The sequence below is a fragment of the Micromonospora sp. DT43 genome (assembly GCF_049841645.1).
Classification (GTDB): Bacteria; Actinomycetota; Actinomycetes; order Mycobacteriales; family Micromonosporaceae; genus Micromonospora.
Map to the genome: position 1 here is coordinate 514172 of NZ_JBNCKR010000002.1, position 25226 is coordinate 539397.

The following is a 25226-nucleotide window of genomic DNA, read 5'->3' on the forward strand; positions in this document are numbered from 1 at the left end:
CCGATCCGACGCCTCGAAAGAACCCTCAGCCCGCGATGTCTCGTGGGTCGCGGCTGCGCGGGTACGTGTTCTTCTCACCGATCGTGCCGTCCTGCTTCTTGATCACGTGCTCGACGCCGCGATCGGCCGCCATCTCGCGCCCCTGCGCCTGCGCGTCGGCCTTTGAGTCGTGGGTGCTGCTGGCCCGGTCGTTGCCCTCCGGACGGTTCTTCCACTGCCCGTCTTCCTGGTACGTGTCGACGTCACCCTTGACCATCGCCCGCTCCTCCCCTGCGTCTGGACTGTCACCAGTGCAGTGCCCCGAGTCGTGGTGGGCAAAACCGGGGTCCTCAGGAGACGGCCGGGCAGTTGTCGCTCACCCGTCGCAGTATCTGTTCGCGTTCGTCGGTGGTGATGCCCGACGGCGTACCGCCGAAGTGGGTCTCGACCTTCTCCCAGCCACGACGCTGCTCGTAGTGCAGGTGCGGAGCCCCCGAGTCGCCGGTGCTGCCGAGCTTCCCGATCTGGTCACCCTGCTCGACCCGCTGACCGACCTTCACCATCGGCGGTTCGAGCATGTGCAGGTACTGCGTCTCCCACTTGCCACCGTGATCGATCTTCACCCAGTAGCCGCCGCCGCGTCCGCGCGGACCCTCCGGATTCTCCGGCGTACGCCCACCCAGCGAACCGTTGATGCCCGCCACGGTGACGGTGCCGCCGTAGGACGCGAGCACCGGCCGCCCCCACGCCTCACCCTCGATCGGAAACAGGTCGACGTCGAAGTCGTCGTGACCGGGGTACGTGCTGAGCTGCCACGTCTCCCCACAGGCGACAGGCATCTGAAAGAGCGGACGGGGACCAGCAGGCCGCAGCAACGGTACGACGACCACTGCGACGCCGACGACGGCGGTCGCGGCGACGAGCGCGAGAAGGACGAGGAGCGGCCGGCGGCGGGTGCGGCGGTGGCTGCGGGCTCGGGAGGGGCTGCCGGTCGTCACCCGCCCGAGCATGGCAGACGCCGACAACGCCACGAGCACCTGTCGCCCACACGGGTGACATTGCAGTCGCATCGGAAAGGCGGTAGCGTGGGAAGCAATGCAGTTGCATTGCGAAAGGGATCGAGGGTGACGACGATGACCGACACGAAACCGTCGACCAGAGCGACGGTGGGGCCGCTGCTGCGCCGGGCGGCCGTGGCCGAGGCCGCGATGTGGCGCAGCCTCTACGTGTGGGCGCGACGCCGCCCCCTGCCGCTGGCGCCCGGTGACGAGCCGTTCGGCTACCTCGGCGTGGTCAAGCCGATCCTCGGCATCTTCATCGGCCTGTCGGTCGTCGAGATCCCGATCTTCGACCTGATCGTCACCCACGTGGTGCCGTGGCGACCGGCCCGCTGGATCGTGCTCGGCCTCGGCATCTGGGGTCTGCTCTGGATGATCGGCCTCTTCGCCAGCATGACCATCCATCCCCACGTCGTCGGTGACACCGGTCTGCGGGTGCGGGTCAACTCGGGCATCGACATCTGGATCCCGTGGACGGACGTCGAGGCGCTGCGCAAGCGCCACCGCTCACTGCCCTCCAGCAGGTCCGTCCAGGTGGAGCGGGAGGGCGACCGTACGGTCCTGCACCTCTCGGTCGGCAGTCAGACGAGCGTCGACGTCCTGCTGCGCCGCCCGACGGCCTTCGACCTGCCGTCGGGCCGGTCCGTGCCGATGGACGAGCTGCGGCTGTACGCCGACGACCCCGACGGACTGCTGCGCAGCGCCCGGGGCACGCCGTCGGACGACACCGCCCGCAGCCAGGGCCGCACGTCGGCGGCGTCTGCCGACCGCCCACTGTGAAACGATCGAGGTCATGCCCAAGAAGGTCGATCACCAGCAGCGACGCACCCTCATCGCGGACGCGTTGATGCGGGTCGCCGCGGACCAGGGCCTGGAGGCGGTCAGCCTCCGCCACGTGGCAGCCGCGGCGGGCGTGTCCGCCGGGATGGTCCAGCACTACTTCCGCACCAAGGACGAGATGATGGCGTTCGCGTTGAGCGTGGTCCGCGAGCGCAGCCAGATCCGGGTCACCGAGGCCGTGGCGGGACTGGGCGAGAACCCCTCCCCCCGGCTGCTGCTGCGCACGATGATCGCCGCGCTCCTGCCTCTTGACGAGCACACCCGCGACGACGGCCGGGTGGCGCTCGCCTTCCTCGCCTACACGGCGGTACGACCATCGGCCGCGCCAAGCCTGCGCGAGGACACCGCGCAGCTCACCGGGTTCATCGCCGGCGTGCTGCCGGACGGCCGGGGGGACGCCGCCGCGACGGGCCTCCTCGCGCTGATGGAGGGACTGGGCGTCCACCTGCTCGGTGGCCAGTACACCGCCGAACAGGCGTTGACCGCCCTGGACGCCCACCTCGACCTGCTCTTCGCCTGACCGGACCGCCCATACCCGCGTTACCTCCCGGCCGGAGCGGCGAGCCGACCAGAATGAGCCGATGAGCCGCGTCCGCCGATCCCGGCCGGTGCTTGTGGAGGAGGCGCACCGGGCCACGACCTTCGAGATCTTCTTCGATCTGGTGCTGGTGTTCGCACTGACGCGGCTGATCGGTTTCATGGCGGAGTCGCCGAGCCCTCTCACCCTCTACCAGGGGCTGCTGCTCCTGCTCTGGTTCTGGTACGCGTGGAGCTGCTACACCTGGCTGGGCAACCAGGTACGCGCGGACCGCGGCGTCGTGACAGCGGGTATGACCGTGGCGATGGCCGCCATCTTCGTGGCCGCCCTGGTGAGTCGCTCCTGTCGGCGGGCGGTGGCGCCGGTTCGCGACTGATCCACTGGCCGGTGCTGATGGCCGCGCTGCTCGGCTTCGCCGCGACCGTGTGCCTGTGGCGGCTCTACTTCGTCGACGCCGCGCCGGCTGCCGCCAGGGCGCTGGCCGAGGCGTCGCCCCGCGGCCGGCACCGCCAGCGCCTGGCGTCGGACGCGTACACCCTGGCCCACCTGCCACTGGTCGCCGGGGTCCTCTACTTCGCCCTGGGCCTGCGCCTGGTCCTGGCGAGCGCGATGGATCGAACGGGCCCCGGACACGCAGGCGGGGTGCCGCTGGAGTGGCTTTCGACGATCGTGCTGTACGGCGGGGTGGCGCTCTACCTCGTCGGCCGGTTCCTGTTCCTGCGGCTGACCGTGTCCACCTCGCCGGCCCCACTCGTTGCGACAGGCATGCTGCTTCTGCTGGTGCCGGCCGCCCGGTTCCTGCCCGCGGTGGCCGCGCTGGGGCTGCTCACCACCCTGCTCATCGGGCTCGTCTGCTACGAGCGGCTGACGTGGCGCGTCCGGGAGGCGTGACGGCGTGGCCTGTCGACGGGGATTGTGCGCCCACGTCAAGGCATGGCACTCTGCGGGACGCCGGTACGGGAGGGGCGCATGCAGATGTTGACAGTCGATGACGTGTCCGTCGGCTACGGTGACGGGCACGCCGTTCTGCGGGACGTCTCGGTGACGGTTCGCCCGGGTCGGGTCCTGGCGGTGACCGGGGCGTCGGGCGCGGGCAAGACGACCCTGCTCAACGCGATGGCCGGGCTGCTGCGGCCACGCGACGGTGTGGTGAACGTCGACGGGCAGCCGCTACGCGACCGTGATCACGCGGTGGCCCACCGGATCGTCCTCATTCCACAGGACAACGGCCTGGCCTCGATCCTCACCGCGGCCGAGAACCTGCAGGTGGCGCTCACCGCCGACGGCGTGGCGGCACCGCAGGCGCGGCGGCAGACCGCGGCGACGCTGGATCAGCTCGGCCTCGCCAGCCAGGCCGACCAACTGGTCGAGGAGCTGTCCGGCGGTCAGCAGCAGCGCACGGCCATCGCCCGCGGCCTGGCGCTGCGCGGTGGCGTGCTGCTGGCCGACGAGGTGACGAGCGAGCTGGACGCCGGCAACCGGCAACGGGTGCTGGATCTGCTGCACGACGAGGCGCGGCGCGGCGCGGCGGTCGTGTTCGCCACCCACGACCCGGAGGTGGCCGCCGCGTGCGAGGCGGAGCTGCACCTCGTCGAGGGGCGTGCCGAGGTCGTCCGCGACTGAGCGCTACCCGGTCACGGGTCGATCTCGGTCCGCTGGACGGGACAACGGGCGACGTGGCCGATCGATAGCGTCACGTTCGATGCTGGCAATCATCTGGGGAGCACTGGCGGCCCGCCGGGCACAGGCCCTGGCAGTGCTGCTGCTCGCGGTGCTCGCCAGCGCCGCCGCCGCGGCCGCGCCGAGCTACGTTGCCGCGGCCGGTCAGGCCCTGGCGAGAAACGAGCTGGCCACTGCCGATCCCACCGACATTCAACTGCGTCTCGTCGAGTCCACCGACTACCCGGGAATGCCCGGTGATGTGTCCCGCACCATCTTCGGAAAAGACGTCGGCAAACTCACTCCGGCCGGGTTCGACGTGGTGTTCGGCTCGCAGAGCGGTGGCGTGGCGACCGGCCGGGCCGGGAAGGCGACCTCCAACCTGGTGTTCCGATCGGGGGTCTGCGAGCGGGTCTCCGTGGCCGGCGCGTGTCCCCGGGCCACCACCAAGGGGCAACTGCCCGAGGTGATGGTCAGCACCCACACCGCGCAACGTCTCGGTGTCACGGCGGGCGACCAGTTCGCCTTCGGCTCAGCGCCGGTGCAGGTGCGGGTCGTCGGCGTCTACCGGCCCCTCGACGTGACCGACCCGTTCTGGGTGGGTGCGGAGTTCATCCGGACGCCGGCGGCGGGTGCGGCGACCACGGCCGTGCCCGGCAGCGCCGAGGATGCCATCTTCACCGCCGAGTCCTCGCCCCTGGTCAACGAGCAGGCCATCGCGCGCCGGGCGACGGCGGATCTCTATCTCACCGAGCGACTACTGGACAGCCACTCCGTGCGGGATCTCCAGTCGAGGGTGGCGGTGCTGGCGCGCGACTCCGAACTGCAGGGCTTCGGTTCCGGCACCTCCCTGTCGTCCTTCTTCGACCGGGTCGCGCTGCAACGTGGGCAACTGGCCGACGGTGTGGCGCTGGGCGCCGGGCTGCTCGTCCTGCTCAGCTGGCTGGTGCTCTTCGTGTCGGTCAGCTCGAGCGCCGACGAACGGCGGCCGGAGCAGGGCCTGCTGCTGTTGCGCGGCGTGCAACGCCGACGACTGTGGGCGCTGGCGATCGGCGAGCACGCCGTGCCCGTGCTGGTGGCGATTCCCCTCGGCTGCCTCGGTGGCCTCGCCGCCGCCCGACTGCTCGCCGCCCACACCCTGCCGGTACGGGCCGACGTCACGTTGGACGCGACGGCGGTCGGCTATGCCGCCGTCGGGGCGCTCGGCGCGCTCGGCGCGGTGCTGCTGGCCCAGGCCCGGACGATGTCCGCGCCGGTCGTCGACCTGCTGCGCCGGATTCCGGCGCGGGCACGGGGGTGGCGGGCGACAGTCGGGGACGTGGTCGCGGTCTCCGTCGCCGTGGCCGCCGTGGTGCAGTTGCGCTCCGGCGGCGTCCCCAGCGGGCTGGCCCTGCTGGCGCCGGTCGTCGGCGCCCTGGCCGCCGGCCTCCTGCTGGCCCGGGTCGCCATGCTCGGCGCGGCGGTGGTGGGCGCGGCGCTGCTGGCACGGGGCCGGACGGCTCCCGGTCTCGCTCTCGTGCAGGTGGCTCGGCAGCCCCGGTTCCGACCCCTGATCGCTCTGCTCACGGTGGCCGTCGCGATGCTCGCCTTCACTGCGGCGACGAGTGAGGTCGCGTCGGCCGCCTACGCCGACCGGGCGACAATCGAGGTCGGGGCGTCACGGGTCGTCGAGGTCGACGCGACGTCGCGCTCCCAGCTGTTGAACGCGGTGCGGGCCGTCGATCCCGAGGGTCGCTTCGCGATGGCCGCGGTGGTGACGAACGCCGCCGCCGAGGCCGGCACGCCGGTCCTCGCCGTGGACTCCGCCCGCCTGGCGACGGTGACCGTGCCGCGGTCGTTCTACGGCGTCTCCCTGGTGGATGTCGGGCGCGCGATCCGGCCCGATCCGCCCGGCGAGCCACTGGACCTGCGGGGGCGGCTGCTCACCGTGCTGGCCACCGCCGACTTCGACAAGCCCGCCTTCGGCGGGAACCGCGTCCGCCTCGTCGTCACCGTCGCCAGCGCCAACGGCACCAGAGTGGTTGTCGCGCACCAGGACGTCCAGCCCGGCCACGACGAATATCGTTTCCCGGTCCCCGAGTGCGCGCAGACCTGCCGGCTGGTCAAGATCGAGATCGTCGCGGAGGTCGTCCCGCAGCCGCTGGTGGTGCGCTTCGACAGGCTCCTCACCGGCGACGGCGACACCGACGGCGATGGCGACTTCGACGGGAACCGCGTGCGGCTGACCGGCGCGCAGTTCGGCGAGTTGAAGCGGTGGCGGCAGACCGACCCGAACTACAGCTTCCTCTCCTCCGGTGCAGGAAAGGACGCGGGGCTCGTCATCGACATGCCGGACGGCCGGCGGGCCAAGCCGGCGGGGATCAGCGTGGCTGACTCGCCGTCCCCGCTACCCGGCTGGTTGACGCGCTCGAAGGGGGAGATGCTCGGCTCCGCCCACCGATACGAGGCGATCGACGGGGCGCCCGGCGAGGCGCGGGTCATGGGTCTGGCCGACCGCCTGCCGCGCCTCGGCGGGTCCGGTCTGGTCGTCGACCTGGAGTACGCCGACCGGCTCGCCGTCGCCGGCCAGAGCGGCGGCACCAAGGAGGTGTGGCTGACGCCTACCGCACCCGCCGACGTCCTCGACCGGCTCCGCGCCCAGGGGCTGGTCGTGAGGCACGACCGGACGATCGCCGCCGTACGGGACGGCTACGACCGACAGGGCGCGGCGATCGCGTTGCGCTTCAACCTGTTCGCCGCCCTGGCCGGAGTGCTGATCGGTGCGGCCGGCCTGGTCGCGTTGGCGGCAGCCGAACAGCGCAACCGGGTGGCCATGCTTGTGGCGCTCCGGCGACAGGGCCTGCCCCCGCGGGCGGTGCGCGGCGGCTACGGGTGGCCGGTCGTGGTCGCCACCGTGTCGGGCGGCATCACCTCCGTGGTGATCTGGCTGCTCACCCGCGACGGGCAACGCCTGTTCAGCCGCGGCCGATCACCACTCCCGCTGCCCGACTGGCCGGATGTCGGCCGCCTGCTCCTGTTCGTGGCGCCCACCGTCGCGCTCTTCGCCGTCACCGCGGCGGTGCTCGCGCGGATCGTCGCGGCCTCGATTCGCCGACGGACCGGCCGATGACCGCCCAGACCGCCGCCGAGACGCCCGAGACCACCGGCGCGGGCGTCGCGGTCACCTGCCATCGGTTGATCCACATCTACTCGACCGGTACCAGCGAGGTCGTCGCCCTCTCCGGGGTGGACCTGCAGATCGCCGCCGGCGAGATGATGGCGCTGGTCGGGCCGTCCGGCTCGGGCAAATCCACTCTGGTGGCGATCCTGGGTGGTCTCCTGCAGCCCAGCGCCGGACGCGTGTACGTGGGCGACCACGAGTTGTCCCGTCTCTCCCCCTCCGGCCTGGCCGCCCTGCGCGGAGCGACAGTCGGAACGGTGTTGCAGGGCGCCGAGCGCAACCTGCTGCCGTACGTGTCGCTGTCGCGCAACATCTGGATGGCGCAGCGACCGGCGGCACGCCTCGCCGGGCGGCGGCTCGACCCGCCGGAGGCGATCCTGGATCTCGTCGGTCTCGCCGGCGCGGGCAAGCGGCGGGTGGCCGATCTGACGCCGGGGCAACGGCAGCGGGCCGCGCTGGCGCAGGGCCTCGCCGCCGGCCCGGGCCTGCTCCTGGTCGACGAACCCACCAGCCAGCTCGACACGTCCGGCCGGGACGAGGTGCTCACGGCGCTGGCGACCATCAACGCCGAGCGGGGCACCACCGTGGTCGTGGTGACCCACGACGGCGAGGTGGGCGCCCGACTGGGCCGGGCCGTCACCATCCGCGACGGCCGGGTCGGCGCCGAGGGGCGCGACGGCCTCGACTTCGCCGTGGTCGCCGGGGACGGCACCATCCAGCTGCCGCCGGAGACGCTGATGGCCTTCCCTGCCGGAACCCTCTTCGAGGTCGACCACTCCGACGACACGATCACCCTCCGCGCGACGACAAACCCGTCGTCCGGGCGGGACGACGAGGCGACGACGGGCAGCGGGAAGCCCGGCCACGCCGGCTGACGCCACCCGGCCCACGGGCCGCGCCTCGACCTCCAGACGCGGCCCGTGCATCCTCTCCGTTCAGCCCGCCGGTACGGTGGCGGCCCGCGCCTTGCGCCGACGCAGTTCGTCGGCGGTCATCAGCCAGGTGGAGTTCGTCGCCCCGAGGCCGAGGAGCACCTGGTCGAAGGCGTTGCCGTCGTTGTCGTCGGTGTAGCAGAGGCTCACCTCGCCCCACGGGGACGCGGCGACGGCGAGCTGTTCCTGCCGGCCGGTGGTGGTCTGGCTCAGCGCCTGGGCCGGCAGTCGGCCGGTGGAGGTGCCGTCCGGGTTGAGGCCGCGCGCCCAGACGTCCGGGTTGACGCCGGACACCGTCCAGCCCACCACCACGTTGTCCACGTCGTCGATGCCGACCCCGGGCGCGACGGCCCCGGTCCCGGTGGACACCTGGACCTCGCCGTGCCGGGCGACGCCGGCGGCGGTGAACGAGCGCGCCCACACGCCTCGGGTGCCTGTGTGGTCCGACTCCCACCCGACTGTGAAGTCACCTGCGAATGTCGTCGCGACCGACGCCCGCTGCTGCTGCCCGCCGCTCTGCGCGTTGGCGATCCGCCGGGACATTACCACCGCTCCGGTGGACCGGGCCAGCCGGGTCAGACCGATGTTGTACGAGCCGTTGGCGTCGGCGTCCTCGTCCCAGACCACAAGCGCCTCGCCGGAGGCGGACACCGCCACGTCGGGCCGGTGGTGCGAGCCGGTCGTCTGCGAGGCCGTCACCTCGTACCCCCTGGTGGTGGGGGCGGTGAAGCCGGCGGCCTTGACGGTGGCCGGAGCGGTCCCCTGCACGTCCTCCCAGGCGGCGGTGAAGCCGACGGCGGCGGTGGTGGGTGCGCCGTCGGGGTCGACCGCCACCTTCGGCCAGATCTGCTGCCCGGCGTCGCTGGCGTTGGCCTGCCCCGAGCCGAGGATCGCGCCGGTCGGCGACACCACGCGGTACGCGATGTTGTAGACGCCGTTGCCGTCGCCGTCGGCGGCCCAGACGACCACGGCGTTGCCCCGGTCGTCGAGCCCCACGTCGGGGCTTATGTGCCGCCAGGCGGCTCCGCTGGTGCCGCCGGTCGAGACCTTCAGCTCGTAGCCGGGTGTGCCGTCGCGGAACAGGCGCAGGTAGATCTCGCTGTGGGTGTCGTCCTCGGGCACGGTGCTGTCCCGGTCGTCCTCCCAGGCCACCGCGACCTGACCGTTGCGGTTCATGGCGATGGCGGGCAGGTCCTGGTCGCCTGTCGCCACGCTGTTGGCGGCCATCCAGGTGACCGCTTCGGCGGTCATGGCGGTCGGGGCCGGCGCCACGACTGTCGGGGCCAGCAGGGACGCGGCGAGCAGTGTCGTGAGTGCGGTCATGGGGGTGCTCCTTCTACCCGGCCTGCAGGCCGGGCTGGCCGTCGAGGATGACGAACGAGCGCACCGTCGACGCGGGAGCGTCGTGCTCGGTCACCGTGTTCACCGCGCGGAAGTCCGCGCGGACCTGGCTGCGACCAATCGTGGTACGGACGTAGCCGCGCCGGTCGGAGTAGAACTTCAGGTGCGGGTTGGTGGCCGCGTTCGGGATGGTGGTGCTGCCGGTGCCGTTGCCGGTCGAGGTGATCGAGGTGCAGACCAGCTCGGTGCCGATCGTGGCCGACGACGGGTCGGCGTAGTCGGCCTTCAGCTCGTTGGCCCACGACCTGTGCACGTCCCCGGTGAGCACGAGCGGGTTGCGTACCCCACGCTGCTGCCAGCCGTTCTGGACGCGGCTGCGGGACGCCCGGTAGCCGTCCCAGGCGTCCATGCTCGCCGCCCCGCTCGCCTCGTACTGGCGGGCGAAGAACACCTGCTGACCGAGGATGTCCCAGGTGCCGTAGTGCTGGGCCAGGCCGTCCAGCAGCCAGGCCTCCTGGGTCGCGCCGGTCAGCGAGCGGGAGGCCAGGTCCGCGTCGGCGCAGACCTTCCAGCCGTCACCGCACGCCTGGTCGTCGCGGAACTGACGGGTGTCGAGCATGTGGAACGTGGCGAGCTGGCCCCACCGCACGCGGCGGTACAGCGGGATGCTGTTGCCGCTCGGCGCGGAGGCCGGCCGCAGCGGCATGTTCTCGTAGTAGGCCCGGTACGCGGCGGTGCGCCGGGCGGTCCACTGGGCCGCGGTCAGCGTCGGGCTGCTGTCGGCGCGGACCATGTTGGCGTAGTTGTTCTCCACCTCGTGGTCGTCCGGAACGACCAGCCAGGGCGCGGCCGCGTGCGCCGCCTGCAGGTCCGGGTCGGACTTGTAGAGGGCGTACCGGCGGCGGTAGTCGGCCAGGGACACGATCTCGTTACCCACGTGCTGGCGCACGGCGGAGGTGTTGACGCCGCCCTCGTAGATGTAGTCGCCGAGGTGCAGGATCAGCCCCGGGTTCTCCTCGGCCATCCGCCGGTACGCGGTGTAGTAGCCGGCCTCGTAGTTGGCGCAGGACGCGAAGGCCATGACCAGGTCGCGGCCGAAGCTTCCCGGTGCCGGTGCGGTCCGGGTACGTCCCACCGGGGAGATCTGTCCCTGTGCCCGGAACCGGTAGTAGTAGTCGGAGTCGGCGGCGAGGCCGCCCGCGACGACGTGCACCGAGTGGGCGTCGGCGTAGCGGGCGGCGACCGAGCCGGACGCGACAAGCGATGAGAAGCGGTCGTTCGTGGACACCTGCCACTCGACAGTCACGTCGGCGTTGGCCATGCCGCCCTGCCCGTCGGCGTTCAGCGGCGAGGGTGCCAGCCGGGTCCACAGGACCACGCTGTCGGACGCCGGATCACCTGAGGCCACACCGAGTTTGAAGGGGTACGGCACCGCGGCGCGCGCACCCTGTCCGGGCGCCACCGCGGCGCCGGCGGCAGCGAGTCCACTGAGGACGAAGACGCGACGGCTCAGCCTTGTCATGGTCCATACCCTCGGGGCCGTCGATGAACGGCGAAGGCTGCGTCGTGGAAGCCGACATGACGGGACGTTGACGGCGGCAAGGCGGGCGGGTGTACCGGGTCTCCCGGACGGCGGGCCCGTCAGGTCAGCGGCGACGGCGACTCGGCGCCGGGGATCAGCAGTTTCGGCGTACCGGACCCGTCGGCCGGGACGCTGAAGACGTCGGGCCGACCGTCACTCTGGCGCAGCGTGTATGCCAGCGTGGCGTCGTCGAGCCAGGCGGCCTGGTCGTCGACGCTCGTGGTCTCCGCCGTCGCGGTGACCCGCCCGGATGCCAGGTCGAGGACCGACAGTCGCCAGCCCTTCGTCGGGTCGGCGTCGATCGCCTCCTTGAAGGCGATCCGGGTGCCGTCGGGTGACAGCGACGGGCATTCCACGTTCGTCCGCATCGTCTCGACGGTCCGGGCGGTCACGTCACCGCGCACGAGGTAACGCCGGCCGCCGGTGGCCATTGTCGCGTAGAAGGTGTTGTCGTCGGCGGTGAAGGTGACGCCCCAGTAGTTGACGTCGGGACTGCGGTAGCCGCGCCCGTCGCGCGTGATGGCGAACTCCTCCAGCGACGAGACGGTGGCGCCGGTGACGGTGTCCAGGATCCCGGTGCGGGTGGAGAAGCCGCTCGCCGTGTAGGAGTCGCCCCCGACGAACGTCGTCCAGGAGACCATCCGGCCGGAGGCCGAGACCCGGGCCCGGTTGGGCAGGCCGGGCACGCTGAGGGACCGCTTCTGGCGCAGGGCCGCGTCGAGCACCACGACCCGGTACGACCATGCGGTCTCCGGCTTCAGGCAGACACCGGTGCCGCCGGCCGCGTACACCCGCAGGCATTCCAGACCCGAGACGGTACGCGGCCCGGCGGGATCGGCGGTCGCGACGCTGGAGACGTACCTGTCGGTGATGGCCAGCAGGCGCGGGCCCGGCGCGAGTGTGACCGCCTGGTCCCCGGCGGCGGCCTGCGGCGGGGTCCGGGTCGGCTCGGCGGCGATGGCCGCGTAGCCTGCCGCCACGCTTGCCAACAGCACCGCGCTGGCGGCCACCACGCCGAGCTTCGCCCGGGTCGACATCGCGGTCATGGGGACACCTTCCGGGGGATCGGGCGGGACGGGACGGCAAGCAGGAGCACTGTCACGACGAGGACGCCGACGACGGTCACGGCCGCCGCCCGGACCGCCGTCGGCGGCCCCCACGCCTGCCAGGCCAGACCGAACAGGATCGACGAGACGAGGTACGCCAGCGCCTGCCCGGTCTGGACCAGCGCGATCCCGGTGGTCCGCAACCGTGGTGGCAGCACCGGTCCGGCGAGCGCGATGAGCACACCGTCGGTGGCCGCGTAGAACGCGCCGTACAGCGTCAGCGTCAGCGCCAGCGCCGGCCAGCCGTGCACCGGGCCGGACAGCAGCAGGTAGGTCACGCCGAGGGCCACGTAGCCGCCGACCACCACAGGTAGCCGCCCGATCCGGTCGGCGAGCACACCGAGGGGCGCGGCGAGCACCAGGTAGGCCAGGCTGGTGCCGACCGCCAGCAGCGGGAACCACCGCAGACCGAGGTCCTCCCGGCGTTGCAGCACCAGGTAGACGAATCCGTCGCCGACGGTGGCCAGCCCGAGCATCGTCGCGGCCGCCAGCAGCCGACGGGCGGGCCGACTGCGCAACAGACCGAACGCCTCGCGGACGGAGACCTGAGGATCGTCCGACCCTTCGGTCGGGTCGGTGACCGGCGTGGTGGTCGGTGCGGTGGCCGGGCCGACTGTCGGGTCGGTGACCAGCCCGGTGGTCGGCTGCTCGCGGACGAACAGCACGAGCACGACGACGGCCAGGGCGGCGACGCAGAAGCTGGTGACGAACACCGCGTCGTACGACTGCCCGACGACCAGCAGGACGGCGAACGCGGCGAGCGGCCCGAGGAACGCGCCGACGCTGTCCATGGCTCGGTGCACCCCGAACGCCCGACCCAGGGCTTCCGGCGGGGTGGAGAGCGTGATGAGCGCGTCGCGGGGCGCGCTGCGGACACCCTTGCCGAGCCGGTCGACGGCGATGACCGCGCCGATCGCGGGCACCGACCGGCCGGCGAGTAGCAGGCCGAGCTTGGCGACGGCCGAGAGTGCGTAACCGACGCCCGCGACCAGTTTGCGCCGCCGGAACCGGTCGGCAACGAAGCCCCCGACGACCCGCAGCAGCGCGGTGGCGCCGGTGTGCACCCCGTCGAGCACGCCGAAGGCCACCGGACTGAGTTGCAGGCCCAGCACCAGGTAGAGCGGCAGGACGGCGGCCACCATCTCGGCCGAGATGTCGGTGATCAGGCTGACCGTGCCGAGCGCAACCACGTTGCCGCTGACCAGCGCCAGCCGTCGGCGGCGTGGCCCGGCGTCGGGCGGGTCGGCGGCCGGCCGGGAGACGGTCGACAGGTACACGCGCATCTCCTCTGCGTCGGTGGCGACGGTCAGCCATCGTGACGAGCCGATCGGGGGGGTCACAAGGGACCGAGCGGGGCGGACAGGCGTGCGGTGGGTGAACATCGGACAAACATCGAACTGTTTCGCTGCCTGAGCGTACTGTTCACCTGGCGGCAGTCCGCCGGTTCATCGACCTTCCTACATTCCTTGCGCTTTCCACCCGCAACGAAGGGGTCCTGGATGGACATTCGAATCGCCCGCCCACCGGTAACGATCGGGACGGTAGCGGTGCTCGTCGCCGCCACCGCCGCCGTCGTCCTGACCGGCTCGGGCGCGGCCTCCGCGGCGAGCGTGACGTTCACGCCTGTCGCCGACACCTACGTCCAGAGCGACACGGCGTCCACCAACTACGGCACGTCCACGCAGGTCGTGGTCGACAACTCACCCGCGCGGCGGATGTTCCTGCGTTTCACGGTGAGCGGTGTCAGCGGCACGGTGACAAGCGCCAAGCTCCGGCTGCGCACGATCAGCGGCAACAACGGCAGCGACGCCGGCGGCACATTCCGGACGATGTCGAACACGACCTGGTCGGAGACCGCCACCACCTGGAGCAACCAGCCGACGATCGACGGCACCACTCTCGGGTCGCTGGGCGCGGTCGCCGGCAACACCTGGTACGAGGTCGACGTCACCTCCGCCGTCACCGGCAACGGGACGTTCAGCTTCGGCGCGACCTCCGCCAGCGGCGACGGCGCCTACTACGACACGCGGGAGAGCGGAGGCGACGCCCCGCAACTGGTGGTCACGACCGGCACCACGACACCGCCGACGGGTGACCCGGTCCTCGTCGGCGCCGGTGACATCGCCACCTCCGGCTCCGGTGACACCGCCACCGCCGCGCTGCTCGACGGCATCTCCGGCACCGTCTTCACCACCGGCGACAACGTGTACGACAGCGGCACCGCGTCCCAGTTCGCCAGCTACTACGAGCCCACCTGGGGCCGGCACAAGGCGCGTACCCGCCCGTCACCGGGCAACCACGACTACAACACGTCCGGCGCCACCGGCTACTACACCTACTTCGGCACGTCCGCCGGCCCGAGCGGACGCGGGTACTACTCCTACGATCTCGGCAACTGGCACATCGTGTCGCTGAACTCCAACGTCAGCATGTCGGCCGGGTCGACGCAGGAGCAGTGGCTGCGGGCGGACCTGGCGGCCAGCGGCAAGCCCTGCACTCTGGCGTACTGGCACCACCCGCTGTTCACGTCCAGCTCCAACCACGCGCCGTCGACGTCGACGCGCCCGCTGTACCAGGCGCTCTACGACTACAACGCCGACGTCGTGGTCTGGGGCCACAACCACGTCTACGAGCGGTTCGGCCCGATGAACCCGGCCGGCAGCTACGACGCCAGCCGGGGGCTGCGCAGCTTCGTGGCCGGGATGGGTGGCGCCGACCACTACGGCTTCGGCACCATCCAGCCCAACAGCGAGGCCCGCAACAGCTCGGCGTTCGGGGTCCTGAAGTTCACCCTGCACTCCGGCAGCTACGACTGGCAGTTCGTGCCGGTCGCCGGGCAGACCTACAACGACAGCGGCACCGGCGCCTGCCACTGACCGCGGGATCCCGCCGCACCGGTAGCGGTGCGGCGGGATCACCCCCACAGCGGCGCGCGCCACACCGCAGCACCCGCGCCGCCCGCACGACAGGCCATAAAAGAGGGACCACGCGCCCAACACGGCTCCTCCTCGACCAGATCTTGCTCTACAGCGGTCGAGGTAGGTGGGCCGACTCCGGCAGGGCGATTGCGGCTTCGGCGCGCCTCCCCCGACGACGACCCGGCGCGGGCGTCGGTGGGCGCCGCAGCGCAAAGCCGACGTGGCCGCGTGGCCGAACGCCCCGCACCCGCCGAACGCCCCGCACCGCCGAACGCCCCGCACCGCCGAACACCCCGCACCGCCGAACACCCCGCACCCCCGAACGAGCCGCACCGCTGAACGACGTGTGCCCCTGCCCGAGACGGGGAGGGGCACACGTTCGCGCTGCCGTCGAATCAGCGGGCCGTGCCGGCGCGGCGCTTGTTGTAGACGTCGAACGCGACGGCGACGAGCAGGACGAGGCCCTTGACCACCGACTGCGTGGACTGGTCGATGCCCATCAGCTGCATGCCGTTGCTCATCACCGCCATGATCAGACCGCCGACCATCGCGCCGACCACGGTGCCCACGCCACCGGTGACCGCCGCGCCGCCGATGAACGCCGCGGCGATCGCGTCCAGCTCGAACATGTTGCCGGCCGCGGGCTGCGCTCCGTTGGACCGCGACGAGTAGATGACGCCCGCCACCGCCGCGAGGAAGCCCATGTTGACGAACATCCAGAAGTTGACCGTGCGGACCTTCACACCCGACAGCGCCGCAGCCGAGAGGTTGCCGCCGATCGCGTAGACCTGACGACCGAAGACCGTACGCCGGGTGAGCAGGCCGTAGACCAGCACCAGGACGGCCAGGATGATCAGCACGATCGGCAGCCCGCGGGCGTGCGCCAACTGCCAGGCGAAGTACATCAGGACCGCGCCCACCAGGACGATCCGGGCGACGAACAGCGGGAACGACTCGACCGGCTGCTGGTAGCGGATGCGCGCCAGGCGGGTGCGGAAGCCGCTCACCGCGTACCCGGCCACGGCGAGGGCACCGATGAGCAGCGTGAACGCGTCGAAGCCCTGGCCGCCGAGCAGCCCGTTGAGGAAGCCCGCCGCGACCTTCTGGTATTCGGCCGGGAAGGGCGACAGGGAGATGTTGTCGAGCACCTGGAGGGTGAGGCCTCGGAAGAGCAGCATGCCGGCCAGGGTCACGATGAAGGCCGGGATGCCGGCGTACGCCACCCAGAAGCCGTGCCAGGCACCCACCGCGATACCCACGGCCAGTGCCGCCACGATGCCTATCCACCAGGGGTGACCCTGCTGGATCACCAGGACGGCGGAGACCGCGCCGGTCAGCGCGACAACCGACCCCACCGACAGGTCGATGTGTCCGCCGATGATGAGGATGACCATCCCGATCGCGAGCACCAGGATGTACGAGTACTGCAGAACGATGTTGGTGATGTTGCCGGGACTCAGCAGCACCCCGTCGGTCAGAACCGCGAAGAGGGCGACGATGACGACCAGGGCGACGTAGATCCCGCTCTGCCGAAGGTTGTTCAACACCAGCGCCCGCAGGTCGCTCGTCCCACTGTGCAGGGCGACGGCGGGTGTGCTGTCCGGGGGCGTCGGGCGCTCCGTCGAAGGGGTTTTGATGCTTGTCATCCGACGAGCTCCTTGTCCTTGGTCATCAGCTCCATGAGGCTTTCCTGGGTTGCCTCGCCCACCGGCTTCTCGCCGGTGATCCGGCCCGCGGCGAGGGTGTAGATGCGGTCGCACATGCCGAGCAGCTCCGGCAGCTCGGACGAGATCACGATCACCGCCTTACCTTCGGCCACCAGCCGGTTGATGATCGTGTAGATCTCGTACTTGGCGCCGACGTCGATCCCCCGGGTGGGCTCGTCCAGGATCAGCACATCCGGGTCGGTGAACAGCCACTTCGACAGCACGACCTTCTGCTGGTTGCCGCCGGAGAGCTTGCCGACCACCGCCATGACGCTGGGGGTCCGGATGTTCATCTCCTTGCGGCTCTCCTCGGCAACCTTGATCTCCTCGTTGCCGTTCACCCAGCCCAGGTGGGCCAGCCGGTCCAGTGCCGCGGCCGAGACGTTGCGCCGGACGTCGTCGATGAGGTTGAGGCCGTACCGCTTGCGGTCCTCGGTGACGTACGCGATGCCGTTGTCGATGGCCTCCGCGACGGTACGGGCGCTGACCTCCCGCCCGTGCACGAAGAGCTTGCCGCTGATGTCGCGGCCGTAGGAGCGGCCGAACACGCTCATCGCCAGCTCCGTCCGGCCGGCGCCCATCAGCCCCGCGATGCCGACGACCTCGCCGGCGCGCACCGACACGCTGACGCCCTCGACGACCATCCGCTCCTGGGTCGGGTGCCGCACCGACCAGTCCTCGATCCGCAGCACCTCCTCCCCGGGCGACGAGACGCGATCGGGGTAGAAGCTCTCGATGTCGCGCCCGACCATGCCCCGGATGATGCGCTGCTGACTCACGTCGTCGGCGCGCATGTCCAGGGTCTCCACCGTGCGGCCGTCGCGGATCACCGTGGTCGAGTCGGCGATCGCGGTGATCTCGTTGAGCTTGTGCGAGATCATGATGCAGGTGATGCCCTGCTCCTTGAGCTGCCGCAGCAGACCGAGCAGGTGCGCCGAGTCGACGTCGTTGAGAGCGGCCGTCGGCTCGTCCAGGATGAGCAGGCGCACCTTCTTCGAAAGCGCCTTGGCGATCTCCACCAGCTGTTGCTTGCCGACGCCGAGCTGGATGACCGGGGTGACCGGGTTCTCGTGCAGCCCGACCGACGCCAGCAGCTCGGCGGCCTCGGCGTTGGCCTTGTTCCAGTCGATGAGCCCGCCACGGCCACGCCGCTCGTTGCCGAGGAACAGATTCTCGGCGATCGACAGGTAGGGCACCAGGGCGAGTTCCTGGTGGATGATGACGATGCCGTTGGCCTCGCTGTCCCGGATGCCCCGGAACTGCATCGGCTTGCCGTCGAAGAGGATCTCCCCGTCGTACGAGCCGGAGGGGTGAACGCCGGACAGCACCTTCATCAGGGTGGACTTGCCGGCGCCGTTCTCACCGCAGATGGCGTGGATCTCCCCCCGGCGTACCGCGAGGCTGACGTCCTCCAGCGCGGTCACCCCGGGAAAGGTCTTCGTGATGCCACGCATCTCGAGGATGGTGTCGTCCATGGTCACTGTCCTCTGTCGGGTCTGGACGCGGTCCGATCACGACGTCGGGCTCGGCGGAGATCCGCCGAGCCCGACGGAGTGACCTACTTCTTGGCCTGACCGGCGGCGACCTCTTCCGCCGTCCAGTAGCCGGAGTCGATCAGCGTAGCCTTGATGTCGTCCTTATAGACGGTCGCGATCGGCAGCAGGTACGCCGGAACGACCTTGACGCCGTTGTTGTACGTCTTCGTGTCGTTCGCCTGCGGCTCCTTCTTCTGCAGGAACGCCTCGGCGGCGTTCACGGCCTGGTCGGCCAGCAGTCGGGTGTCCTTGAAGACCGTGGAGCTCTGCACGCCGTCGTTGATCAGCTTGATCGAGGCGATCTCCGCGTCCTGGCCGGTCACCACGGGCAGCTTCTTCGCGCCCTTGCCGTAGCCGGCGTTCTGCAGCGCGGTGATGATGCCCCGGGAGATGCCGTCGTACGGCGACAGCACGCCGTCGACCTTCGAGCCGTCGTTGTAGCTGGAGGTGAGCAGGTTCTCCATCCGCTTCTGCGCGGTCTCCTGCTGCCACCGCAGGGTGGCCACCTGCTCGGGGGTGGTCTGCTTGGACTTCACCTTCAGCGTGCCGGCGTCGACGAACGGCTTCAGCGTGTCCATCGCGCCGCCGAAGAAGTACTGCGTGTTGTTGTCGTCGAGCGAGCCAGCGAAGAGCTCGATGTTGAACGGCCCCTTGGCGGTGCCCTTCGAGCCGTCCTTGTTGAGCAGACCGAGACCGACGAGCAGGGCGGTGCCCTGGGCGACGCCGACCTTGTAGTTGTCGAAGCTGACGTAGAAGTCGACGTCCTTGCTGCCGCGGATCAGCCGGTCGTACGAGATGACCGGGATCTTCGCGGACGCGGCGGCCTGCAACTGGCTGCTGAGCGCGGTGCCGTCGATCGCCGCGATGACCAGAACGTCGGCGCCCTGGGTGATCATCTGGTCGACCTGCTGCGACTGCGTGGGGATGTCGTCGCCCGCGTACTGCAGGTCGACCTTGTAGCCCTTCGCCTCGAGCTTGGACTTCACCGCGTTGCCGTCGGCGATCCACCGCTCCGAGGTCTGCGTCGGCATCGAAACACCGATCGTCAGGTCTCCCGGCTTCTTGTCGCTGGTGTCGTCGCCGCTGCCGGCACCTCCACCACTGCAGGCCGCCAGGCTCAGCGCCAGCGCCGCACTACCGAGAGCAACCAGGAATTTCCTGCTCACGGGCTTCTCCTCTCCCGATTCCCCCCGCTGACCGCCGGGGCCAACTGTCATCTTTCGGGTAGTGTTAGCGCTCACATAGTGCACGTCAACACTTGATCCGAAATACCGGTGTCACGGTCTCGTAACGGAGGCTTCGCCACCGACGCGACCTCGCACAACCCGGTCCGCAGTCGATCGACGGTTGCCGCTCCGTGCTCCCAACGGCGTGCCCCAACGGCGAGGTCCGGCGGGAGTACGACCGACGCGCACCGACGGCGAGCGGCCAGCGGCACGGCGACGGCGGGTCAGCGGCCGCGGAGGGTCAGCGGCACGGCGACGGGTCAGCGGTCAGTGGCGCGGTGGGGCGACGCTGTCGCGGGCGACGAGGGTCGGGGCGATTGTCTGCCGCAGGGCGCCCCCACCGATGCCCGACTCGATCTGGGTCAGCAACATCTGCAGGCTCGCCCGCGCCACCGCGTCGAAGTCGGGTCGGACGGTGGTGAGCGGCGGAATGAAGTACGCCGCCTCCGGCACGTCGTCGAAACCCACGACGCTGATGTCGGCTGGCACCCGCCGCCCGAACTCGTGCAACGCCCGCAGCACACCGAGAGCAAGGTGGTCGTTGGCCGTGAAGATCGCGGTCACCTCCGGCATCCGGGCGAGCATCTGCCCGCACCGGTAGCCTGACGTCGCCGACCAGTCCCCGTGCATCAACGGTGGCGGGTCGATCCCCGAGGCCAGCAGCGCCGCCCGCCAGCCCTCGATCCGACCGGCGCTGTCGAACCAGTCGGACGGCCCCGACACGTGCCACACGGTGCGGTGCCCCGCGTCGAGGAGATGCTGGGTCGCCGCCCGCGCGCCGGCCACCTGGTCGACTGTCACCAACGGCACCGGGCGCTGCGGATCGCCGTCGACAGTCACCAGTGGGACGTCCTTCGGAAGGCGTTCCAGGGCCTCGCCGGCCGACTCGACAGGCGCGATGACGACGATGCCTGCCACCCGGTGCGCCAGGTGCCGCTCGACCGCGGCCGAGATGGACCGGTGGTCGAGGTTGCGGACGCTGCCCACGCTTACCGCGAAGCCCTCCTCCGCGGCCGTCTGCTCCAGGGCGGCCAGCAGCGACGCCGGGCCGTAGAGGGTCGTGTTCTGCGCCACCACGCCGATGACCTGGGAACGGCCGGTCACCAGGGCGCGCGCGGCGCCGTTCGGACGGTAGCCGAGTTCGGCGATCGCGGCCCGTACCCGCAATCGGGTCTGCTCACGAACGTTGGGGTGCCCGTTGAGCACCCGCGACACCGTCTGGTGGGAGACACCGGCCAGACGAGCGACATCTGTCATCGCGGGACCGTGCACGGCCATTTCACTCCCCCCGCCTGCAACCCGACCCGCGGCCCGTCGACGTTGACTGGAGCGGCCCGGCCCGATCCCCCTCGCTCAGCCACCACGCCGGTGCTGAATCGCAGGTGACCAGCGCTGGATCGCCGACAGTCTACGCCAGGCACCGCCTCGAACACGGCACGGCTGAGCGGGAACGACACGGCGTGTGCCAGGTCGGGTGGCCGGCATCCCGCGTGGTGCGTGCCGCCGCCCTGGACCGGAGCCGACCACAACGGGCCGCCGCCCCGCTCCGCGCTCCTGAACAGAGCGTGGAACAGGGCGGCGGCGGGTCGGCGGTGGCGACGCGGACACCTTCCGTAATGCGAGGGGTGGTCCGTGCGCGTCACCGGCAGAATACGGTCATGTGACCGGGGTCACGGTGTCGTCAGATCGAATTGGCGCACGGTGACCGCGCCACCGAGCGACTGGGTGGCGTGGTTGAAGATGGCGAACCGGTAGCCCATGAAGAACTGCCAGTTGTTCGCCAGGGTCAGGGCGTTGCCGAACGAGGTGAAGTTGACCCCGTCGGTGCTGTACGAGAAGCGGGCCTGCCGGCCGGATCCGGGTCTGATGTCGGCGTTGGCCCGCAGCCAGATCCGGCCACCGGAGACGGCGGTGCTCGCCACCTCGCTGCCGGTGCTTGTGGTGTTCCAGCTGCCGTCCATCGTGAGCCCGTTCTGCATGACCAGGCGGGTGGATCCGTTGTCGCGCCGGATCCCGATCCAGGCGGACGAGTTGCGCAGCACCGCCAGGCCGGTGCGATCACCGTCGCGCATCGTGGAGTAGTCCAACTCGATGGTGGCGGTCGAGGTGGGGCCCTGGATCCGGTGGGTGAGCGTGTTGCGCGCCTTGTACAGGTCGCCGGTGACGGTGGCGGTCTGCAGGTTCAGCCCGTTGTTGACAGACCATTTGCTGTTGTCGGGGTTGTGGTTCCACTCCCACTGCGGGCCGAGGGTGGTGCCGGCGAACGTGTCGGTGCCGGTGAGTGGCTTGACCGCGCGCGGCGGCGTGGGCAGGTTCGGCTTCGGGTACGTGGTGCCCCACGTGCCGTTTACCGTCTGCAGCACGGGCCAACCGTCGCCGGTCCAGGTGATCGGGGCCATGGCGGGCATCCGACCACCGGGGTAGGCGTCGACGAAGGACATGTAGTACCAGTCGCCGTTCTGGGTCTGCACCAGTCCGCCCTGGTGCGGCACGCCGCCACCGGAGATCGGGCCGGGCAGGTTGAGCAGCACCTGACGCTGCTCGTACGGGCCGAACGGGCCGTTTGTCGACTTCAGTACGTACTGGCCGTTGGCCGGCCGGGTGAGCCAGATGTAGTAGGCGCCGTTGCGCTTGTAGAAGCGCGCGCCCTCCAGCGTCCCGATGCTCGACGGGGTCGAGTAGACCTGCTGGCTGCGGACCTGGGTCTTCCCGTCGGCGGACAGCTGCGCGACGCTGATGTTGCTGTTGCCGTACGCGACGTACATGGTGTCGTTGTCGTCGATGAGCATGCCGGCGTCGTAGTAGCAGTTGGGAATGGTGGTGTGCTTGCTCCACGTGCCGTCGACCGCCGACGCGGTGTAGATGTGGGTCTGCGCGAAGTCGATGCACCCGGCCCAGTAGTACGTCTTGTTGCTCGGCCGGTAGTTCAGGGTCGAGGCCCAGATCCCGTCGACGTACGCGTTACCACCGCTCATGTCGTACTTCGAGCCGAAGTCCAGCCGGGGTACGGAGTGCCCGGCGTACTCCCAGTTCACCAGGTCGTACGAGCGCAGCACGGGTGCGCCCGGCGAGTAGTGCATGGTGGACGCCGACATGTAGTAGACGTTGTCCACCCGGATGATGTCGACGTCGGCGAAGTCCTGCCAGACGACCGGGTTCGTGTACGTGCCGTTCGACGGGGGTGGCGTGGTGGGCGGCGGCGTCGTGGGGTTGCCCCCGCCGTCGACGCGCACGAGCTGCCACTGCTGGTTGGTGCCGTTCCAGTCGTCGTACTGCACGATGTTGCCACCGTCAGCGGTCGAGGCGCCCTGCACCTCCATCGCCTTGTTGCTGTTGCGGTTGACCAACCGCACGTACCCGCTGTCCGAATCGGTCAACCGGAACTGCTGGTTGGTGCCGTTGTTGTCCGACCACTGCACGATCGCACCGCCGTTGGCCGTCGAGCGGCCGGACACGTCCAGCACCTTGCCCGACAACCTCGACTTGATCCGGTAGTAGCCGCCTCCGGAGTCCACGAACTGCCACTGCTGCTGGTTGCCGTTGTTGCGCGTCCACTGGGTGATCCGCGCACCGTCGTTCGTGGCCATGTTGTACACGTCCACGGCCTTGCCACTGTTCCGGTTCACCAACACGTACCACGCGCTGGTGTCGACAGTTGCCGCCGACGCGGGCGCCGCGGCCACCGCTGCGGCCGCGCCACCGACCACAAGCGCCATCGCGGCGACGGCGAGTCTCGACAGCAACCCGCGCCGTCGTGGCGCACCCCGGGGAACCCGACCGATGGAAAGCATGATCCTCCTCTGCTGACGCGAACCGTGCGGTCTGGGCCGGCGTCCGCGGCACCGGGCGGGGCACCGAGCTGACCAGGCCCGGCATGTGATCGCTAACACCGATTGCCCGACCGTCGCGGTGACGAGGTGCCGAAACCGCGGGGTAGGACGCGCGCGCGGCCGGGCCAGCCACGACATCGACCATCTTGGCTATAGACTGTGAGCGATAACATGCTGTTAGTCAAGGCGTAACACAACCGCCTCGCGGCCCTGCTGGCGCAACGCGAACGGGTGGCCCATCCTCGCCCGCAGGCAGGGATGGACCACCCGTTATCCGTACGATCCGACCGCGCGGGTCAGAAGCCGCGGGCCAGCCGGTAGTAGGCCTGGTTCCAGCGCAGCTCGTCGGCGAAGCGGCGCGACTCCGTGGCGGCGTCGATGACGACCAGCTCGGTGCGGCTCATCTCCGCCAGGTCGTGCAGCTCCTCGGTGCCCACCGCCTGCGACAGCACGGTGTGGTGCGGGGCGCCCGCGGTGATCCACGCCTCGGCCGAGACCGGCAGGTCGGGGCGCGGACGCCAGACGGCACGGGCGACCGGCAACCGGCGCAGCGGTTGCGGCGGGGCCACCACATCGATCTCGTTGGCCACCAGCCGGAAGCGCTCCCCCATGTCGGAGAGCCCGAGCACCACGGCCGGACCGGGTGCGGCGTCGAACACCAGCCGGACCGGGTCCTCCCGGCCACCGATGCTCAGCGGGTGGATCTCCACGTTGGGCACGTCGGAGGCGATGGTCGGGCAGACCTCCAGCATGTGGGCGCCGAGCACCAGCTCGTTGCCCGGGGTGAGGTCGTAGGTGTAGTCCTCCATGAACGACGTGCCGCCCTCGACCCCCACGGACATCGCCTTGAGGGTGTGGACCAGGACCGACGTCTTCCAGTCGCCCTCGCCACCGAAGCCGTAGCCGTCGGCCATCAGCCGCTGCACGGCGATGCCGGGCAGCTGACGCAGGCCACCGAGGTCCTCGAAGTTCGTGGTGAACGCCCGGAAGCCGCCGGCCTCCAGGAAGGAACGCATGCCGATCTCCAGGCGGGCCGCGTAGCGCAGCGAGTCGTGCCGCTCACCCCCGGGAAGCAGGTCGCCGCCGACACGGTAGGTGTCGCCGTACTCCTTGACCAGCTCGTCCACGTCGGCGTCGGCGACCTCGCCGACCACCTCGACCAGGTCGTTGACGCCGTAGGTGTTGACCGAAACCCCGAACCGCAGCTCGGCCTCGACCTTGTCACCCTCGGTCACCGCCACGTCGCGCATGTTGTCACCGAAGCGGGCCAGCCGCAGCGACCGCATCGCCGACCAGCCCAGCGCGGCGCGGGCCCACGCCCCGATCCGAGTGCTCACCCGAGGATCGCTGACGTGCCCGGCCACCGTCTTACGGGCCACACCGAGACGGGTCTGGATGTACCCGAACTCCCGGTCGCCGTGGGCGGCCTGGTTCAGGTTCATGAAGTCCATGTCGATCTCGTCCCACGGCAGCAGGACGTTCGCCTGGGTGTGCAGGTGCAGCAGCGGCGTCTGCAGGGCGTCCAGACCGGAGATCCACATCTTGGCCGGCGAGAACGTGTGCATCCAGGCGATGACCCCGATGGCGCCCTGGGCGGCGGCGTCCCGGCAGACCTGCAGGATCTCGCCGCTGTTGGTCAGGACGGGCTTCCAGACCACGCGGGCGGGAATCTGCGGCGAGTCGTCGAGCGCGGCCGCGATCTGGCGGGACTGCTCGGCGACCTGCCGGAGCGTCTCCTCGCCGTACATGCCTTGGCTGCCGGTGAGGAACCAGATCTCGGGTTGGGTTTGTGGTGCCATGGGGTTGCCTTCCGCGA

The 25226-nt window shown here is 70.6% G+C and carries 20 protein-coding genes; 8 read left to right on the forward strand and 12 right to left on the reverse strand.

Annotation, left to right across the window (positions count from 1 at the left end; translation table 11 throughout):
* Window positions 1-25: 25 nt before the first annotated feature.
* Both ACLQ26_RS06405 and ACLQ26_RS06410 read right to left on the reverse strand, forming a co-directional pair.
* A complete protein-coding gene (locus ACLQ26_RS06405; RefSeq protein ID WP_007457642.1) occupies window positions 26-256 on the reverse strand; it encodes a DUF2188 domain-containing protein in 231 nt (76 codons plus the stop codon).
* A 73-nt stretch (window positions 257-329) separates the two neighbouring features.
* Entirely contained in the window at window positions 330-989 is a 660-nt protein-coding gene (locus ACLQ26_RS06410) for a M23 family metallopeptidase (RefSeq protein WP_425743784.1), read from the reverse strand.
* A 123-nt stretch (window positions 990-1112) separates the two neighbouring features.
* On the opposite strand from ACLQ26_RS06410, the gene ACLQ26_RS06415 reads away from it, so the two are divergent.
* From ACLQ26_RS06415 to ACLQ26_RS06445, 7 genes are all read left to right on the forward strand, one after another.
* A complete protein-coding gene (locus ACLQ26_RS06415; protein WP_425743539.1) occupies window positions 1113-1817 on the forward strand; it encodes a PH domain-containing protein in 705 nt (234 codons plus the stop codon).
* Window positions 1818-1830: 13 nt separating this feature from the next.
* Window positions 1831-2397, forward strand: a complete 567-nt coding sequence (locus ACLQ26_RS06420) for a TetR/AcrR family transcriptional regulator (RefSeq protein ID WP_425743540.1) — start codon at window positions 1831-1833, stop codon at window positions 2395-2397.
* 61 nt (window positions 2398-2458) lie between these two features.
* A complete protein-coding gene (locus ACLQ26_RS06425) occupies window positions 2459-2791 on the forward strand; it encodes a low temperature requirement protein A (protein ID WP_425743541.1) in 333 nt (110 codons plus the stop codon).
* A gap of 11 nt (window positions 2792-2802) precedes the next feature.
* Window positions 2803-3306, forward strand: a complete 504-nt coding sequence (locus ACLQ26_RS06430) for a low temperature requirement protein A (protein ID WP_425743542.1) — start codon at window positions 2803-2805, stop codon at window positions 3304-3306.
* A gap of 78 nt (window positions 3307-3384) precedes the next feature.
* Window positions 3385-4038, forward strand: a complete 654-nt coding sequence (locus ACLQ26_RS06435) for an ABC transporter ATP-binding protein (RefSeq protein WP_425743543.1) — start codon at window positions 3385-3387, stop codon at window positions 4036-4038.
* Between the two features lie 79 nt (window positions 4039-4117).
* Window positions 4118-7183 (forward strand): FtsX-like permease family protein, encoded by a 3066-nt coding sequence (locus ACLQ26_RS06440; RefSeq protein ID WP_425743544.1) that lies wholly within the window; start codon window positions 4118-4120, stop codon window positions 7181-7183.
* Window positions 7180-8109 carry an ABC transporter ATP-binding protein gene (locus ACLQ26_RS06445; protein WP_425743545.1) on the forward strand — a complete coding sequence of 310 codons (930 nt, stop codon included), beginning with the start codon at window positions 7180-7182 and terminating at the stop codon, window positions 8107-8109. Before ACLQ26_RS06440 ends, ACLQ26_RS06445 begins: the two co-directional genes overlap by 4 nt.
* A gap of 60 nt (window positions 8110-8169) precedes the next feature.
* Here the strand turns inward: ACLQ26_RS06445 and ACLQ26_RS06450 are convergent, their stop codons facing one another.
* The 4 genes from ACLQ26_RS06450 to ACLQ26_RS06465 all read right to left on the reverse strand — a co-directional run bounded on the left by ACLQ26_RS06450 (window position 8170) and on the right by ACLQ26_RS06465 (window position 13478).
* Window positions 8170-9489 (reverse strand): hypothetical protein, encoded by a 1320-nt coding sequence (locus tag ACLQ26_RS06450; RefSeq protein WP_425743546.1) that lies wholly within the window; start codon window positions 9487-9489, stop codon window positions 8170-8172.
* Window positions 9490-9502: 13 nt separating this feature from the next.
* Window positions 9503-11029: an alkaline phosphatase D family protein gene (locus tag ACLQ26_RS06455; protein ID WP_425743547.1), complete on the reverse strand. Its 1527-nt coding sequence runs from the start codon at window positions 11027-11029 to the stop codon at window positions 9503-9505.
* Window positions 11030-11148: 119 nt separating this feature from the next.
* Window positions 11149-12135, reverse strand: coding sequence for a TolB family protein (locus ACLQ26_RS06460; protein WP_425743548.1), 987 nt, complete (start codon window positions 12133-12135; stop codon window positions 11149-11151).
* Window positions 12132-13478: an MFS transporter gene (locus ACLQ26_RS06465; RefSeq protein WP_425743549.1), complete on the reverse strand. Its 1347-nt coding sequence runs from the start codon at window positions 13476-13478 to the stop codon at window positions 12132-12134. The genes ACLQ26_RS06460 and ACLQ26_RS06465 overlap by 4 nt, the downstream gene beginning before the upstream one ends.
* Before the next feature lie 216 nt (window positions 13479-13694).
* Between ACLQ26_RS06465 and ACLQ26_RS06470 the strand changes: the two genes are divergently transcribed.
* Window positions 13695-15071: a DUF7594 domain-containing protein gene (locus ACLQ26_RS06470; RefSeq protein ID WP_425743550.1), complete on the forward strand. Its 1377-nt coding sequence runs from the start codon at window positions 13695-13697 to the stop codon at window positions 15069-15071.
* A 437-nt stretch (window positions 15072-15508) separates the two neighbouring features.
* Here the strand turns inward: ACLQ26_RS06470 and mmsB are convergent, their stop codons facing one another.
* The 6 genes from mmsB to araA all read right to left on the reverse strand — a co-directional run bounded on the left by mmsB (window position 15509) and on the right by araA (window position 25209).
* The gene (gene mmsB, locus ACLQ26_RS06475) at window positions 15509-16759 is read right to left on the reverse strand and encodes a multiple monosaccharide ABC transporter permease (RefSeq protein ID WP_425743551.1); all 1251 of its coding nucleotides are present in this window, start codon (window positions 16757-16759) and stop codon (window positions 15509-15511) included.
* Entirely contained in the window at window positions 16756-18294 is a 1539-nt protein-coding gene (mmsA, locus tag ACLQ26_RS06480; protein ID WP_425743552.1) for a multiple monosaccharide ABC transporter ATP-binding protein, read from the reverse strand. The genes mmsB and mmsA overlap by 4 nt, the downstream gene beginning before the upstream one ends.
* 83 nt (window positions 18295-18377) lie before the next feature.
* A complete protein-coding gene (gene chvE / locus ACLQ26_RS06485) occupies window positions 18378-19520 on the reverse strand; it encodes a multiple monosaccharide ABC transporter substrate-binding protein (protein ID WP_425743553.1) in 1143 nt (380 codons plus the stop codon).
* A gap of 327 nt (window positions 19521-19847) precedes the next feature.
* Window positions 19848-20837 carry a LacI family DNA-binding transcriptional regulator gene (locus ACLQ26_RS06490; RefSeq protein ID WP_425743554.1) on the reverse strand — a complete coding sequence of 330 codons (990 nt, stop codon included), beginning with the start codon at window positions 20835-20837 and terminating at the stop codon, window positions 19848-19850.
* A 413-nt stretch (window positions 20838-21250) separates the two neighbouring features.
* A complete protein-coding gene (locus ACLQ26_RS06495; protein WP_425743555.1) occupies window positions 21251-23371 on the reverse strand; it encodes a family 43 glycosylhydrolase in 2121 nt (706 codons plus the stop codon).
* Window positions 23372-23706: 335 nt separating this feature from the next.
* Entirely contained in the window at window positions 23707-25209 is a 1503-nt protein-coding gene (gene araA, locus ACLQ26_RS06500; protein WP_425743556.1) for an L-arabinose isomerase, read from the reverse strand.
* Between the last annotated feature and the right edge of the window lie 17 nt (window positions 25210-25226).